At 64.8% G+C, this 14,832-nt stretch carries 12 protein-coding genes and 1 tRNA gene; 6 read left to right on the top strand and 7 right to left on the bottom strand.

What is annotated here, in order from left to right:
• Positions 1 to 576: 576 nt before the first annotated feature.
• Positions 577 to 2,007 carry a DNA sulfur modification protein DndB gene (locus tag AC6CH6_RS03725; RefSeq protein ID WP_498254050.1) on the top strand — a complete coding sequence of 477 codons (1,431 nt, stop codon included), beginning with the start codon at positions 577 to 579 and terminating at the stop codon, positions 2,005 to 2,007.
• A 341-nt stretch (positions 2,008 to 2,348) separates the two neighbouring features.
• Here the strand turns inward: AC6CH6_RS03725 and AC6CH6_RS03720 are convergent, their stop codons facing one another.
• On the bottom strand, positions 2,349 to 2,672 hold the full coding sequence (locus AC6CH6_RS03720; protein ID WP_498254049.1) for a hypothetical protein: 324 nt from the start codon (positions 2,670 to 2,672) through the stop codon (positions 2,349 to 2,351).
• Between the two features lie 84 nt (positions 2,673 to 2,756).
• Between AC6CH6_RS03720 and AC6CH6_RS03715 the strand changes: the two genes are divergently transcribed.
• The 3 genes from AC6CH6_RS03715 (at position 2,757) to AC6CH6_RS03705 (ending at position 6,435) form a co-directional block, all read left to right on the top strand.
• Complete coding sequence (locus AC6CH6_RS03715; RefSeq protein WP_498254048.1) at positions 2,757 to 3,233, top strand: hypothetical protein; 477 nt, start codon at positions 2,757 to 2,759, stop codon at positions 3,231 to 3,233.
• A gap of 293 nt (positions 3,234 to 3,526) precedes the next feature.
• Entirely contained in the window at positions 3,527 to 4,204 is a 678-nt protein-coding gene (locus tag AC6CH6_RS03710; RefSeq protein ID WP_498254047.1) for a hypothetical protein, read from the top strand.
• Complete coding sequence (locus tag AC6CH6_RS03705; RefSeq protein ID WP_498254046.1) at positions 4,201 to 6,435, top strand: hypothetical protein; 2,235 nt, start codon at positions 4,201 to 4,203, stop codon at positions 6,433 to 6,435. The genes AC6CH6_RS03710 and AC6CH6_RS03705 overlap by 4 nt, the downstream gene beginning before the upstream one ends.
• A 96-nt stretch (positions 6,436 to 6,531) precedes the next feature.
• On the opposite strand, the gene AC6CH6_RS03700 is transcribed toward AC6CH6_RS03705, so the two are convergent.
• Positions 6,532 to 7,602, bottom strand: a complete 1,071-nt coding sequence (locus tag AC6CH6_RS03700) for an EcsC family protein (protein WP_498254045.1) — start codon at positions 7,600 to 7,602, stop codon at positions 6,532 to 6,534.
• 437 nt (positions 7,603 to 8,039) lie between these two features.
• Between AC6CH6_RS03700 and AC6CH6_RS03695 the strand changes: the two genes are divergently transcribed.
• Positions 8,040 to 8,222, top strand: coding sequence for a hypothetical protein (locus AC6CH6_RS03695; RefSeq protein ID WP_498254044.1), 183 nt, complete (start codon positions 8,040 to 8,042; stop codon positions 8,220 to 8,222).
• Positions 8,223 to 8,942: 720 nt separating this feature from the next.
• Here the strand turns inward: AC6CH6_RS03695 and AC6CH6_RS03690 are convergent.
• The 3 genes from AC6CH6_RS03690 to AC6CH6_RS03680 are packed head-to-tail and all read right to left on the bottom strand — an operon-like array spanning position 8,943 to position 11,959.
• Positions 8,943 to 9,866: an AAA family ATPase gene (locus AC6CH6_RS03690; RefSeq protein ID WP_498254043.1), complete on the bottom strand. Its 924-nt coding sequence runs from the start codon at positions 9,864 to 9,866 to the stop codon at positions 8,943 to 8,945.
• The gene (locus AC6CH6_RS03685) at positions 9,853 to 11,313 is read right to left on the bottom strand and encodes a transposase (RefSeq protein WP_498254042.1); all 1,461 of its coding nucleotides are present in this window, start codon (positions 11,311 to 11,313) and stop codon (positions 9,853 to 9,855) included. The genes AC6CH6_RS03690 and AC6CH6_RS03685 overlap by 14 nt, the downstream gene beginning before the upstream one ends.
• A 13-nt stretch (positions 11,314 to 11,326) precedes the next feature.
• Positions 11,327 to 11,959, bottom strand: coding sequence for a recombinase family protein (locus AC6CH6_RS03680; protein WP_498254041.1), 633 nt, complete (start codon positions 11,957 to 11,959; stop codon positions 11,327 to 11,329).
• An 828-nt stretch (positions 11,960 to 12,787) separates the two neighbouring features.
• Between AC6CH6_RS03680 and AC6CH6_RS03675 the strand changes: the two genes are divergently transcribed.
• A complete protein-coding gene (locus AC6CH6_RS03675; RefSeq protein WP_498254040.1) occupies positions 12,788 to 13,597 on the top strand; it encodes a hypothetical protein in 810 nt (269 codons plus the stop codon).
• Between the two features lie 235 nt (positions 13,598 to 13,832).
• Here the strand turns inward: AC6CH6_RS03675 and AC6CH6_RS03670 are convergent, their stop codons facing one another.
• On the bottom strand, positions 13,833 to 14,102 hold the full coding sequence (locus AC6CH6_RS03670; RefSeq protein WP_498254039.1) for a hypothetical protein: 270 nt from the start codon (positions 14,100 to 14,102) through the stop codon (positions 13,833 to 13,835).
• A gap of 366 nt (positions 14,103 to 14,468) precedes the next feature.
• Positions 14,469 to 14,539 (bottom strand) — tRNA-Gln (locus AC6CH6_RS03665).
• Between the last annotated feature and the right edge of the window lie 293 nt (positions 14,540 to 14,832).

Here is a 14,832-nt window from a genome sequence, read left to right as displayed (position 1 = left end):
CCCTGAGCATCGACTGGGCACTTCTTCGGCTGCTTGATCAACCGGCATGCCAGCAACTCATGGCAGACCTCCATGAGGGAGGGAACGCCTGGGAGGTTCAGACTGCCACTCCGAATGCGTGGCAAACCATCCCAGACGAGCCCGGTCTATACATGTTCGTCTGGCGCCCCTATCTCTCGTTCGAACTAGAAGAGAACTGTCGGCCAGGTGGTCTTACTCAAGTCTTATACGTGGGCAAGGCAGGTGCTGGTGACGATGGAAGTCCCAACTCAAGCACGCTCAGAGCTCGCTACCGGAGTTATGAAAAGTATCTGCGAGGCAACCCAGCTGCCCTATGGCAGAAAGGAATTCCCCGAACGCGTGATCACTTACTGAGTCGATACCTCACCCTGGAACCTCTGGAACATTGGTTCATTACAGTCCCTCAGTGTAGTGAAATTCCGCATTTAGAAGATAGACTTATTAAGTTTTTAAACCCTCCATGCAATCGGCAACGCTTACCGAATTTGGTTCTAGGCTCCCCTCGACCTGCATTTTAAAACGATTCCACATATCGACCGATTGATAGGAAAATTGATGCCATCAAAAACTTTCGTTCCGGCCTTCAAAGCTAAGGTCGGGGAGTGGAACTATTACTTGGCATTGATGAGTTATGCACAGGTGGCGCGAGAAATAAACTTTGCTTACGAACTGGGCGTAAATAAAGATTTAGGTTCGATGATTCAGCGGGGCATTGGCGTGCGCACCGACGAAATCACAAAATATCTCCTCACCAATGACAGGCGTTTCCTAGGGTCCCTTATTGTCGCTGCTTGGGGAGGTGACCCCGAATACATGCCCCTACGAATGGAGGCAAGCGAGGACCAGGGAGTTCTTGAGGGAGTGGATCGCGAGTTTGGGGTCCTCGCCTTTGACGGTACACATCAGTTCTTTGCCTTGGACGGCCAGCACAGACTGCGAGCAATCAAGGACGCATGCAAGCAGAAGCCTGAACTGGGTAGCGAGGACATCGGAGTCATCATTGTTCCTCATCAGAACACCCCTGAGGGCCGACAGATAACTCGTCGTCTTTTCACGAACATCAACCGTAACGCGGTCAAAACTACCATTCAGGAGAACATCGCACTCGATGAAGATGACGGGTTTGCCATTATTACCCGTCGCTTACTGGATGATCACTCCTTTGTGAAGAAAGACGGTGTCGTTCAGGTTTTCTCCAAGGTGGGAAGTGAGGGAGAACTTAAACTCGCAACACGTCAGGTGGGAGTTAGTTCCTCCTCTTGGACTACCATCGGTGTGCTGTACGACCTGTTAAAGATTCTAGGGTGGGATCTGGATGGGCGAATGCATAAGCTCACAGAACGTACAACTGATGAAATTTTGGAGCAAAGCTATAATTCGCTCACAAAGCTGCTAGATGATCTTCTAGATGCTTCGGGAAACCTTCCGAGCCGTTACGAATCTGCCATCAGCGGGAAGGAACTGCGAGCCCCCAAGGGGCGCGAAAATGAGGGTCACCCTTTTATGCGGCCCGTTGTGCAACTCGCGGTAGCTAAGGCAGTTTGCCACGTCGTACAGCAGGGATTGCTTACTTGGGACGAGGCGTTGGCCAAGCTCAAAGCCCTTGATTGGAACATCGCCAGCCCGCCTTTCCTGGCAGTTTGGCAACTTACTCCGCATGCGCCGCGCGCTCAAGGCAAGATGGCGACTGGTAAAGATAATACGGATCTACTTTTTGAGTTGTTAGTTGTGCATCTCGCCCCGACCACTAAGGCGCAGATCGACCGAGCTCTGAACACCTACAAAGGCGTCAAGGGCACGCGTTATCCGATCACTAAGGAAGAGTTGCAACAGGGGATCGTTACGGCCTCAACTGCGCAGCCAACCACAACCGCACCTGTGATAGACATTAGCCTCGATGAGGTTGCCGCAGCGAGTGAGGATGAGGAGTCATCGGCTACCGAGGAAAATGTTCAGCTTTTCCCAGCGTTGCCGCACGAAATGTAGCGGGCATCTATGTGCGCTTCAGCCTAGCGTGCTTGGATTTTCCAATAATGTTTATGTTTTACCCGATCAGGTTTACCGGTTCTGCCATTGATCGGACTCATGCCGTTCACCTGGAATCCTAATTTCCTGCATTGCCCTAGGTTGCTCGAAACTCGACCGTGTTTCGTGGTGGCAGATCATGATGCCGGAATGTTAGCGCCAGAGCACGCGTAAGACCCACGGCGGTAGCGGCTCGCTGTCGCCGTGGGCTGCCGACCTATGAGACCTTCGCATCCCAGATGGGGGAGGCGGCTTGGCGCGATTCTTCGTCTGGCGGCGTGCCGTGTGTTTGGGGCGTCTTATCAGGGCCGGTGTGATCCGTGTTCTGCGATCGTAGCCCGCATGGGGGCCTCGACGTCGATCAGTTCTTCATCGGTGTCATCGTCGTGGCTGGACTCGGGGGCGTCGTTCGCCATTGCTTGCTCGCCCCAGTCATTGAAGGATAGGCCGTACTTCTCAGCAAGGTAGCGGACCCGGTAAATACGGGACGCGTTCCTCAGGGCGCGATCCAGCATGTCGTAGCTCAGGCCCGCGGAGACCAATCCCAGCGTCTCTCCCCGGGCAGTCTCTCGCCGGACCTCACTAGAAAGCCGTTTTTGTAACGGATCCATGTCGTCCGGCGTCATCTATCCGCTGCCTCACGAGACCATCCCTACTGATGAGTATATTTGTGATTGCAAACATGGTGATATGGGCGAGGGGTGTACGGGATGGTCCATCAACCGGGGAAGAAGACCAGGGGCGAGCTTCCACATCAGCAGAAGCTGCACATCTGGGCCGATGAAGCAGTCCGCATCTTGAGGGATGAGGTCGCCACGAAGTACGGCGGCTACATCACCTATACGCAATTGGCCGAGCGGGTAGTCGAGAACACTGGTCGTACCACCAAAATGCAGCAGCGGTACTGGATCGGCAATGTCCTGGGGAAGGTGCTGCAGCGTTGCCGCAGGCGTAGCCTGCCGGCGCTGTCCTCACTCGTGGTACGCGCTGACACCGGAATGGTCGGGGAGGGGTTCGGTTACTGGCTGGAGTTAACCGGGGAACCGCCACAGGAGACCCAGCTGGGACTGGAGTACGTCGCCGCCGTAGAGCGATTGAAGTGCTATCGCGCTTTTAGCCCTGATGTCCGCGAGGATGCGGAGCCGAAGTTCACCCCCATTTATGAGGCCACGCTCAAAGAAAATTGACATCTCCCGAGTTCGGCGCCGAAGCCAAGTCGTACTCGTTGATCTCGACCCTGTGCGCCCTCCACCAAGTGGTTCGAGTTGCAGTCCTCGGCGGAAGGAGTGCACGTCGGGCGAATCCTGGGCGATGGGAACCCTAAAGGCTGGGCCGAGGATAAGGTCCTCGACCCCGGCGGCAGGCCGTCCGCCCGTCGCCGGGGTCGAACCTTCCCTGCCCTGTCCCACAGTGTGCCGCCGGGCGGACGGGGAATTCCGGCTACATGATGGAATCACGCCCCAACGACCCAGGAGCGACCGTGACCCACCGACCTGACCTGTCCGAAGGCGTGAATGCCGTCCCTGCCGTGCGCCGCTCGGTGCCGGTCTATTGCCTACAACGCGCCCGCCCCGACGGCACCGTGGAGGAGGACAGAACCATTGGACTCGACGTCGTCCTGTCCGGGGACTCCTGGGTCTCCTGCGGGGTCGCGGTGCTCTCCGGGTCGATCTGCGAAACGCACGTCCCGCCCTGCGTCACCGTCGAACGTAGCGTGATCGACAACGTCGATCTGACCGGGTTCCGTGGCACCCTCACCGACGTGGCCGCCTGCGGATTCGGGAGGGCCTCGGTGCTCGCCTCCTCCTGGGCCACCAACCTGCGCGGAGCCACGAGCCACAATAGAGATCGCCGACGACACCGTAGTCCTGCCGGGTGGGAGCTGGGTGTGGGTGATGATCAACTCCCGCGCCGATATCGTGATCGACACCGCGGCGCCGTGCGCGTCGCCACGGCACGCCTGGCCGACTCGGTGGAGGTCGAGATCGTCAACCTCACCCACGACGAGTTCCGCAACCTGCTGGTCCAGCTCCTCGACCGCGCCCAGCTGGCCAAGCTGATGGCTACCCTGTCGGACCGCTTCCACGCTCCCGAGGGAGCCACCGAGCAGGAGGCCCTGGCCCTGCTCGAGACCGCGGTGTGGGAGATGCTGCGATGAGTCGGTCCCCGAACCCGCGCGACATGGCTATTCGAGCCTCCTACAGGGCGTCCGAACCCAGAGCCACTACCTACCGGCTGGCCGCAGCCCGCGACGTCTTCCGGTCCGTATGGCGCCAGCTGGATGACCCTGCCGCTGAGGCTCCGACCGTCGAGGATCTGTGCCAGCGGCTGACCGAAGCACTGGGCCACCCGGGGGGCCACGTCGAAACACTGCTCATGGTGGTAGGCATCGGCGCACCACTGCGCGAGGCGCTGACAGAAGAACGAGTCTCCCGCTTCATCACCACGGCCCGATCCCTGCCAGCACCGACTGAACGAGAAGAAAGCTCGCGCCGCACCGTCAGGGAGATGGCGGCAGCGAGGCAGGCTTTTACCTCTGGGGGTCCCTTCAGGCGCCTCGAACAGCACAGCTCCGTGGTCCGGAACCTGACCATTGAGAAACTTCTCCCACGGCTTTCCAGAACACTGGGCCTGCCCGAATCCGTGGTGACTGAGCTGCTGAAAGAGGCCGGGATCGCGCGTTCGCTGCCCGGATGCCTGACCGATGAGGACGTCGACCGCTTCATCGCCGCGGCCTATCTAGTCCCCAACCCGCAGTCTCCACAGGTTTCCGCCCCGGATGAGTCAGTGCCTCGACCAGCCGACCTGCGTCGAGCCAATGAGGTGGTGGAAGCCGCCTACCGTGCTCTGAACCGAACCGACATCGCTGATCCCACCTTGGCCCAGCTCACTCGGACCCTGACGGCCGTGCTGGGATGCGACCCGGAACGTACCGCAGGCCTACTCGACCAGGTTGGCATCACAGCGCCGTTGCGCATTTCGCTCACTCCGGCCCGGATCAAACAGCTCCGAATCGCCTGCCGCCGCGACCCCGTGTTGGCCCCCGTCCCGCGGAAGCGCACGAGACCCGCAACCGCCGGGCAGCTACGCGAGGCCCGTTCCGTGCTCGAGTCCGCGTACGAGGAACTGAGCCGGACGGAGCACTTTGCGCCCACCGTGGCGGAACTGGCGCCTCGGCTGGCTAACGCGCTGACCTATAAGCTTGCGCACGTCCACGAGTTGCTGGACCGGGCGCGCCTGTACGACCCGCTGTCCCAGTCCCTCGACCGGGCCGGAATCGAGCGGTTTCTTGCCGCCACCACAGAGTCCCCGGCGCACTACGCGCCTCCCGCCCCGGTGGGCGACCGGACACGAGCTGCGGACCGGAAGCCCGCGCCGCTTGCCGTCTCTACACCGCCGCGCCCGGAGACCGCTAAGCGGCAGGTAGAGCGGCTCAGGAGGGAACGGGAAGAGCGGCTGCGGGAGAAGTTGAAACGTGCCGCGGCCAGAGACCTCCGGACTACAGCGACGTCTCGGACGGCACCACACCAACGCGTGGAGCTGCCGATCGAGGCTTGCCGGCGGCTGGTGCACGGCAACGCTTCCGGTGTACCTGCCCGGCTGACGGCCGACCTCTACTTGGCGGTCACGGAACTGACAACTTACGGGGCTACTGCCGATGAGCGGGACGCAGGGCGGATCGCCGCCGAACGGTTCGGGATCCATGCCGACGCGGACACCGCCGCCCATGTCCACGCCCGTGCCAAGCGGGCTTTCTCGCGGGAGACCGGGGGAGAGGCGCTGGACCACCTCTCCCGTCTGGCCCGCCGCCCCCGCGGACTGTTCTACGACGGGCACCTGGACCGCCTCACCCTGTGGGAGACCGAGGACGGCACGATGGCCCTCTACACCTGCGGGGTCGGTCAGTTGCGCACTGCCGCCGCCACCGCCCTGGAGCTGGGGGACCTCGCCTTGCCGCGGATGACCAAGCGCGTCGTCACCGACCGCACCTTTCCCCATCGCGCCGACGACCCGGCGCTGATTCTGGCGATGATCGCCGAGCAACTAGGGCACCAGGCCGAGGCCGCCCGCTGCCATGCAGAGTCCCGGCCGGCCCGCGACGCAGAAGACGCGCACTTGCCCCCTCAGGTGCTTGACCTCGGCAGGTCTCTGACGAGGTCGACATCCGGGAACCCCAGCAGGCCGGGCGTGACGTGGGTCGTGCCGGTGGCCGGCGCACACGAAGACCTCGAGGTCGGCAGGATGGACGCCTCCTACACCCGGCACGTCCCCGGCCCCCGATCAAGAGCGGCGACCACGGTGCGCGAGCACATGCGGCGCCGGGCCGGGTCCAGCCCCTACGACCAGCCCACGATCAAGGTGCGCTCCCACCCTCGCCGCGGCACCTGAGCTTGGCCCGCTAAGTCAGGTAAACCGGGGGCAGTCCCGCCGACGTGGGGCTAGCTAGCACCAGGAGGCTGGTGTATCCCATGCGGGCGAGGCGATCTAGCGTGAGTTCCCGTCCGACAGCGCGTTCTCGGCTCCAGCCGCTTCGTCGGGGCCGGTGTGCTCATGCTCGTGGATCGTTGCCTGCATGATGGCCTCGACGTCGATCGGCTGCTCGTCGGTAGCGTCGTCGCGGCTTGACTCTGCCGCGTCATGTGCCATGGCCTGCTCGACCCAGTCATCGAAGGACAAGCCGTACTTGTCGGCGAGGTACCGCACCCGGTAAACGCGGGTGGCGTCTCTCAGGGCGCGGTCGAGCAGGTCGTAGCTCAGGCCCGCAGAGACCAGTCCTCCGGCAAAGGGCACTACTTGGGCCAGACGCTTGTGCGTGAGGCGCAGGCCGATGCTCTTGAACGCACTTTGGATGACCTTAACCAGGACGTCCTTCTCCAGCTCCTTCCACACCGCGCGCCGCATCATCTGCTGGCTCAGCCGCGAAAGCGCGGCGAGGGCGGCCGTCTTCCCCTCCAGGGTTGCCGCTGTGCTGTAGGACAGCACCCCCATGAGGAAGATTTCCTCTTCGGGTTCGTTCGGGTCGAAACCGTAGTGGACCGCGACCTCCGCGACCGCGCGGCCTAGTAGTGCCAAGGACGCGCTGACATCGCCGACGATCGCCAGGGCTACCGCCCCGGCGGTGGCCCCACCGCTGACCGTCGTCGACACCTGGAGTCCCGTGATGGTCAGTGACGCTGCCGTCGACTCGGCCATGCCAATGAAGGGAAGCAGCTGCTTTGGTCTGCCCTTGTCGAGGGCTTGGAGGTCCAGGACGTCGAACGGGGAGGCCTCGCCGATCCCGGGGTGTTGTTTGCGCAGTCCCCTGATGCGACGTTCCATCGAGACCGATGAGATGGCCGGCATGAAGACAGCCTTTGCCGCTCCGTTGAGCGCGGCCTTGATGCTGTCATCCATGACCTCGCCCACCCGCTCGGCGCCAGGGATCCTTTTTGCCGCATCGCCAGCGGCGGAGACCATCCCAGAGACCTTGGCGGCTCCGCGTGCCCGCCAATTGGCGCGGCGGGATCGCTCGGCAGCGATGAGCTTTTCCCACGCCTGCTGCTCGTAGTCCGTCATCTTTATGGTCATTGCGCCCTCTGCTCTCCATGCTCCGAGGCCAGTAGAGCACCTGCGGCCCGCGACGGGTCGCTCAGCGCGCGGATCGAGGAGCGTGTCATTGCAACCGCTGTCGTCTCGGAAGCCAAGGGATGCGAGACGTCTCGTCCGTGAAATTTGCGTCCGCATGATGTGAACCGCAGCGATAAGTGGCGCGCTTCTGACAAAGCTAAACGGCAATGCTGGCCCTGGCATCAGCTAACTTCGGTTGCTATCGCCAATGTGTGGCTAGTGGCGGATCCTCCAGGCTGATAGGTATGAAGCCAGCATGGGTGTCTGAGGGCAACCCCGTCACCCTCGCGTACCAAACAAGGCTCTCCAAGAGTGGAGCCCCTCAACACCCAGTGCGTGGTGCATCGGCCCGAGCCCTGGCTACCAAGAAATGGATGCCCTGCCCCATGAAACCCGCAACAGTCGGTTACGCGATCTACATGCTCATGGGCGGGCTCGGTGTCATCGCCCTAGCAATCTATGTGCAGAACTGGATCGGCATAGTGCTGGGCGTTGTCCTCATTTTCTTCGCTGCCGGCTTCTACCTGGCAGAGAGGCGTTCTCAGCTCCCGCGAGACAAGCGCCGGTAGCCATCCGCGTCTCGCCCTAGAGAGCATCGCACACTAGGTATCGGCCCGGATCAGGTCCCGGTCCCGAGTCTGCCAATGCGGCCGGTGTCACGGTCGCCAATGAAGCCCATCCGACAGGAGAACCCGTGGCTACTCCAAGAGCTCCCATTAGCGGGGGCATCGCCATAGTCTGTGGCCTCTTGTTCGCGGCTGCCGTGGTCTGGGCAATCGTTGAGGGCTCCGGGGACGCATGGTTTAGCAGTTTCATCCTGTTCACTGCTTTCATGTCCACCGTCCTCACTTGGCGGAACATGAAGAAGAGCAATCAGGAGTACCTGGAGCGCCTCGAACGCCTGGACCGCCCGTAGCGCGGGAGGAAGCCCACCCTAGAAAGGCATCCTTGGTGGTTGCCGAGGCCTGAGGGCTCTGAGTCGCACAAGATCGGACAGCCCCGGGTGGCCTGGCCGTGCGACGATCCGCACCATGGAGTCCTCGAGGAACATGAAACCCATGCCGAAGGTCCTGCAGTGGTTGCTGGGGATCTACGCCGTCTTCATGATCGCGGTGTCCTTGCCCCGGGCTATCCGTGAGGGGGACGGATGGGCGTGGGTCATCACCATAGGTTCCGGGCTCTTACTGGTGGGCCTGGCCGTCATGGCACAAGAGATGAAGAAACGCGGTCAAGGCCGCAGGTAGGGCGAGACGCCTCTCGGCATACATCACCACAGCCGTAGGTGGTGGTCAGCGGCCGATGAGGAGTGCGTCGCGGGCGGCTTCGACGACTTCGGGGGTGACGGTGGTCAGCTGGTTGATCTCCAGGATGCGTCTGATCTGGGTGAGGAGGCGGTCAACGAGGCGGAAGTTCCCGCCGGTGATCCGGGCGATGGTGGCGATCGCGACCGTCTGGGTGAACTCGTCATCGTCGGCGGCGAGTCCGTCGGTGTGCCAGCGGCGGGCCAGGACGGCGGTGAGTTCTTCGGGGGTGAGTGGGCGGTATTCGTGCGCGAAGCCGACGCGGCTGTAGAGCTGGGGGTAGCGTCCCAGGCGCTTGTCGATACCGGGCATCCCGATCAGGATCACCCCGATGGTGTGGCGGTCGTAGTAGTCCCGGACCTGTTCCAGGCCGGTGGTCTTGAGCCGGTCGGCCTCGTCGATGATGAGCAGCTCGGTGAGCCCGGAGGAACGCGAGTCTGTGTGCACGAACGGATCGACCCGGCCGTGGCGGTGGTAGTCGATGGCGTAGGAGATCTGCTGGCATGCCCGCGGTAGGGATTGGTCAACCTGGCGTGGGCTGGCGGTGACGGTCGGAGTCCACAGCGCGGTGCGGGCCTGGAGGACCCGCTCGGGGATGGGGCCGGGCTCGCGGTCCTCGCCCAGGTCTCGTTGCCACTGCTCCCATTCCGGGGCCCCGGCGTAGTGCCGGGCCGAGAGGGTCTTGCCGACCCCGGGCGGGCCCCAGCAGAGGCCGATGTAGCGGTGGGCGCGGACAGTGTCGGCGAACTCGGTGAAGCGGCGGTGCTCCCGCGTGGGCAAGAACAGCGGCGCGCCCGGGGGCGGGGGTGAGGTGAGCCCGTTGATCTCCCCGAACGTGCCGGAGAGGAAGCGCCGGCCGTCGTCGTCCTTGCCCAGCAGGCTGCGTGAGGAGTCGGGCTCAGTCGGTGGCATAGGTCCGCAACCGGTGTCGGGGCGCCCGATCCGCCGGCGGGCCTGCCGCCGGTTCACCCGCCGCCGGGGCGGGTGGTGGTGCCCAGCGGTCGTCGGCGGGCAGGGCGTCGGCGAGGCTGCGCCGGGCGCGCAGCTGCTGCTTGAGCGCGGCGCGCCGTGCGCCCCGGGCCTGTTGCAGCTGCTGGAGGGTGATGGTCTCGGCGGCCAGCTCGGGGGCGATCGCCCGGCACAGGTAGGTGTCCTGGTGGTAGACGCGCACCTCGCCGGCGTCGCGGGGGTCGTAGCGGATGGTGACGGTCTCGGAGACGTAGGCGGCCAGCACCGGGGAGATGTAGCGGGTGCCGTGGAAGCGGATGCCGTCGCGTTGGACGATGCGGGTGGTCGCGGCGGTGAGAAGCAGCAGGTCGAGGTCCTCGCTCCGGGCTGGGGTGCGAGGGATCCACCCGTCACTGATCCAGCGGGCAGCTGGGGCCTGACCGGTCTCGGAGTGCACTCGGGAGTGGTAGTCCTCGATGAGGTAGCGCCCCAGCACCGCGTCGAGCTGCTCCAGGGTCAGGGCGGGCGGTGAGGTGGGGGTACCGCCGGTGCCGTGCGGGATGTGGCCGGGCAGGTGCGGGAGCACCTCGGTGGTGATCGTGCCGTAAAAGCGTTCGATCTTGCCCCGGCCCTGCGGGACCCCGACGCGGGAGTGGATGAGCCGGATGTGGGTGTCCAGGCAGACCCGCTCCAGCCGGGTACTGGTGAAGTCGGCCCCGTGGTCGCTGTAGAGCACCTCGGGCAGCCCCTGGACCGGCCACCGCGGGTCGGGCTTGGCCCGCACGGCCTGGTACAGGGCCAGGGCGGTCTGCTCGGCATTCGGGGCACCGGTGAAGACGGTGTAGCCGGCGATCGCGCGGGAGTAATCATCGAGGATCACGCTCAGCCACGGCCGCACCGGGTTACCCCGGTGGTCGAGGATCTCGACGTCGAGCAGGGTATGGTCGGCCTGCCACTGCTCATTGGGCCCCACCGCCGACCGCCGGTGCACCAATTCGTATCGGTCCCGGTAGGCGGTGTCTCCTTCCAGGGCCAGGGTGCGCAGCCCGGGGTCGATGGCGGCGATCACGCTGCGCACGCTCGAGTAGCTCGGTGGCGCCCAGCCGCGCTCCGGGGCCAGATCGCACACCCGGCGGTGGATGAACGTGGTCGTCGGTGCCGGGCGGCGCAGCGCCAAGGCCTCGATCACCGCGATCAGCTCCTGAGGCAGCCGGCGGTGGCCGCGGTCGCTGCGCACCTTGCGCTGCAGCCCGGCCGCCGAGGAGTCCGCCTGGTACTCGGCGGCCCAGCGCTGCAGGGTGCGGACCGAGACGTGGGCGTGGGCGGCGAGCCGGGTCAGCGGCACCCCGTCGTCGAGGTGCTGGCGCAACAGTGCCGCCTTCTCCCGCGGACTCAGCTGCACCACCACCATCACCCCACGTGGATCAGTCCGCCGGACCGGGATCGGGCTCGGCGGCGGTGACCGGTCCGGCCGTCACCGGCTCCGGGGGCCGGGGCGGGAGGTGGCGGTAGAGGCTGGTGCGGGTGATCCCGGTCTTGGCCACGATCTCCGCCATCGTGTGCCCGGACTCGCGCAGATGCGCCGCGTAGGCCAGCTTGTCCGGATCCACCACCGAGGGCCGCCCGATCCGCCGGCCCTTGGCCGTGGCCACCGACCGGGCATGGGCGGCGCGCTCGAGGGTGTAGGTGCGCTCCATCTGCCCGAACAGCGCCAGCAGCACCACCGCCAGCTGAGCCATCGGATCGTTCGGGTTGGTGGAATCCACCTTGATCGGGTCCGCCAGATTGCGCACCCCCACCCCACGCTCGGCCAGGTCGTGGATCAGGTTCAAGGTGTCGCGCACCGTACGCCCGAGCCGGTCCAGGGTGTGCACCACGATCACATCGCCCTTCCGGGCGTAGGCCAGGGCCGCGGTCAGTCCGGGACGCTCCGTGGTGGCCCCGGACTTCTTGTCCACATAGATCCGCTCCGGTGCGATGCCGACCTGCCGGAGGGCATCGATCTGCCGCTCGAGGTCCTGTTTGGCCGTCGAGACCCGCGCGTACCCCAATTCCATGGGTCCACCGTACCGGAAGTTGGTTCCGTACGGCCTGTATGGGTCAGCATTTTTGGTCCAAGTTGTGGCACAGGAATTGCCGATCAAGCACATCGCGTAAGGATCTCGCCGTAGCCCGTCCCACTACCTTGGAAGTGGGACGGCAGGCCGGGCCGGACAAACTCTCAACCATCTCGACCTCGAACGACCCATCGACCCGGATCGGACCGCTCGGCCTTGCTCCCGTCATTTAGCTCTGTCAGAAGCACGCCACTTATCGCTGCGGTTCACACATGCGGGCGTAAATTTCTGCGACGAGACGTCTCGCATCCCATGCTTTCCAAGACGACCACTTCGCCGTTATCGGCTCCATTGGGCACCGGATCTGATCCACCGCAATTTGCGCGCGGTTACGGCGACCTTGCCGACAGGGCGTCGCCGTAGCGCCTCCCGGCCTGGGCCGGATATGTCATGATCCCGGTCGCTCTTGACCCGTTGGCGCATCGGACCCATCCTGGCGTGACCAGGGGATACGCCGGGTGGTCGTGGAGAATCTCCGTCACTGCGCCCTTCGGCCGTACCCGCTTCCGGGGGATGACGGGCCACCGGCCGCACAATCCGGGAGCACGGCGGGACGGGGCAGCTGAGAAGCTGTCCCACCCCGATTTCCTCACCGACCAGCCGCAGCCTGCCGGCGTTCCTACCTGCGGGGCTTCTGGAGCCACCCCACCTGCGGGTCGGGGGCGCTCCGGCCGAGCGATCACCAGGCGGGCGTCACGCCGCAGCATTCACCCCAATGGTCCGGGAGCCGTGTGCGACCCGGGGTCTGAAGCACCGAAGGAGCCGATCATGCCCCTGGAACACCCGATCGAGATCAAGATCACCGTCGGCGGCGATCCTGCTGAGTCTCCCCCGGGCACCGTCGATCAGGCTGTGCAGGACCTGGACCTTTCCGGCGGCCGGGTCCGGCGGATCTGGTTCCTCGAGGACCTCACCCCCGGCCTGCCCCAGCACCTGCCGATGCTGGAGACCGGACAGATCTTCCGGGTCCGCTTCGACGAGAAGAAGAACGGCAGCTGGGAAGCCGACGCCACCGTGAAGCTGCGCCCAGCACGCCGCACGCAGCTGCCCCATCCCTGGGACCGGGCGCACTCGGCAGACGGCGCAAAGGACGAGACGGACGGCTACGAGTACCGCATCGAGGAGGACTGGGCGGGGACACGACGGTCCCTGGCCGCCTCCCTGAAGGTCGACATCGCCCCCGATCGGCTCACACCAGGGCACGCACCCCGAGACAGTCGCCGGGGCGGTTTTGCACCCCAGGAGGTGTTCAACGAGCACCACCAGCAGTTCCTGGCCGCCTGCGCCGATCGTCGTGTGGTCCTGGACGCGCTCACTGCCCTGGGCCCCATCGAGGCCACCCGGTGGAAAGACGTGGAGGTCGGGAAGTTCATCACGATGGTGGAGCGGTGGGCCCTCGAGGGGTTGGACTTCCTCGAGCTGTCGATCCAGCTCGAAGCAGGCAGCACGGAGGATCCCCTCGATCACCTGATCGCCTTCTCGACCGCCGTAGCTGCCCGCGGGCTGAACCCCTTCAGCCGTCAGGAGACCAAGACCCGGCGCGTTCTCGAGCACCTCGCCCACCGCGCCGGCGCGTGAGCGCACACCCACTACCCCGCCAGGGTCCACCGAACCCCAGGCGTGCGCTACGTGGGCTCTCCCCCGCTCCCGAACAGCCACGCAGCCCACGGTGGTCATCAGGTGCTCGTCGCCCCCCACGGTGTGGCCGCCGCACGGGAGGACGTGGTGTGCCCGGGGGTGAGAAGGAAGCGCCCGGACCAGCGTGCCGGGACCAAGAGGCGCCTGCGCCGATCCGCGACATGGATGCCCGGGCTCAGGGGGTCCCGGTGATGCGGAGGAGGGCGGTGTGCACCGCCTGGGCCTTCGGGGTCCTCATCGCCTGGAGGTGCGCGCAGATCTGCTGGAGGGTCTGCGGGTCCAGGCGGTGACCTTCGGCGCTGTCCCGGCACACCGTCCAGTCCACCGCGGCCGCGTAGCGGTCGCTGATCATCGGCTCGTGGACGGGACAGTACTGGTGCATGGGCGCTGCTGTCAGTTCTCGAAAGGTCGCCGTCGTCCAGGCCACCACCGGAAGGACGGTCACGGCCTCCTGACCGCACCCACTCACCGCACAGGCCATCCCCGACGTCATGGCGCTACTGTGCCGGGACGAGCCGGCCCACCGGTAGGGGTCCGTGCATCTTCATGCGTTTATGAAGCCGTCCCCCCCCCAACGGGGAGAAGAAGACCGCCTTCACCTCCAACGGTGACCGCTGGAACGGGTGCTCGCGGATTCCCCGGGTGAGAACCCCCGGGGGTGCGCAACTGATCTCGCCCACGCACCATGACACCCCGTGATCTCTCACCCCGAACGTAGCCGCAGCTTCCGATCCATAAGTATTCGTGGAGCGACAGTGGAAAGAATCACTGGGGAACCCAACGAGCAAAGTGAGATCTGGGGATTTGAAGGCTCCGGCGCGAGGGATCGAACCTCGGATTGCTGATCCAAAGTCAGCCGTGTTGCCGCTACACCACGCCGGAATGGTGTTGAGCGGGACGCGAAGGAGTTAGCGCCGTCGCCGCTCAACAAGCAGCACGCGTTGGCGTTGCTCTGAGTGGTGGCGGCAGAAGTTCACGGCCCCAATATACAAGGGGAACCCACGGCTTCGCCGGTGGCTCGTATCGCCCCCTGGCCCGAAAGCGAAAAAAGCCTCAATCGACCCAGAGGGCTATCGTCTCGGGCAGCCGCAGCGCGCCCCACCCACTCGTCGAGGTCACCACGCCCGGGCGGAGCCAGATCGTGATGCGGCCCCGGTGGTGGGGCGTAGTGGGTC

This window comes from Kocuria sp. GQ42, from assembly GCF_059758435.1.
The sequence above is the reverse complement of the archived record's forward strand: the minus strand, read 5'-3'. Positions and strand labels throughout refer to the sequence as shown.

Coding starts and splice junctions, on each gene's coding strand:
- AC6CH6_RS03725 (WP_498254050.1), top strand. CDS start 577: ATGCCATCAAAAACTTTCGTTCCGGCCTTCAAAGCTAAGGTCGGGGAG.
- AC6CH6_RS03720 (WP_498254049.1), bottom strand. CDS start 2,672: ATGACGCCGGACGACATGGATCCGTTACAAAAACGGCTTTCTAGTGAG.
- AC6CH6_RS03715 (WP_498254048.1), top strand. CDS start 2,757: ATGGTCCATCAACCGGGGAAGAAGACCAGGGGCGAGCTTCCACATCAG.
- AC6CH6_RS03705 (WP_498254046.1), top strand. CDS start 4,201: ATGAGTCGGTCCCCGAACCCGCGCGACATGGCTATTCGAGCCTCCTAC.
- AC6CH6_RS03700 (WP_498254045.1), bottom strand. CDS start 7,602: ATGACGGACTACGAGCAGCAGGCGTGGGAAAAGCTCATCGCTGCCGAG.
- AC6CH6_RS03695 (WP_498254044.1), top strand. CDS start 8,040: ATGAAACCCGCAACAGTCGGTTACGCGATCTACATGCTCATGGGCGGG.
- AC6CH6_RS03690 (WP_498254043.1), bottom strand. CDS start 9,866: ATGCCACCGACTGAGCCCGACTCCTCACGCAGCCTGCTGGGCAAGGAC.
- AC6CH6_RS03685 (WP_498254042.1), bottom strand. CDS start 11,313: ATGGTGGTGGTGCAGCTGAGTCCGCGGGAGAAGGCGGCACTGTTGCGC.
- AC6CH6_RS03680 (WP_498254041.1), bottom strand. CDS start 11,959: ATGGAATTGGGGTACGCGCGGGTCTCGACGGCCAAACAGGACCTCGAG.
- AC6CH6_RS03675 (WP_498254040.1), top strand. CDS start 12,788: ATGCCCCTGGAACACCCGATCGAGATCAAGATCACCGTCGGCGGCGAT.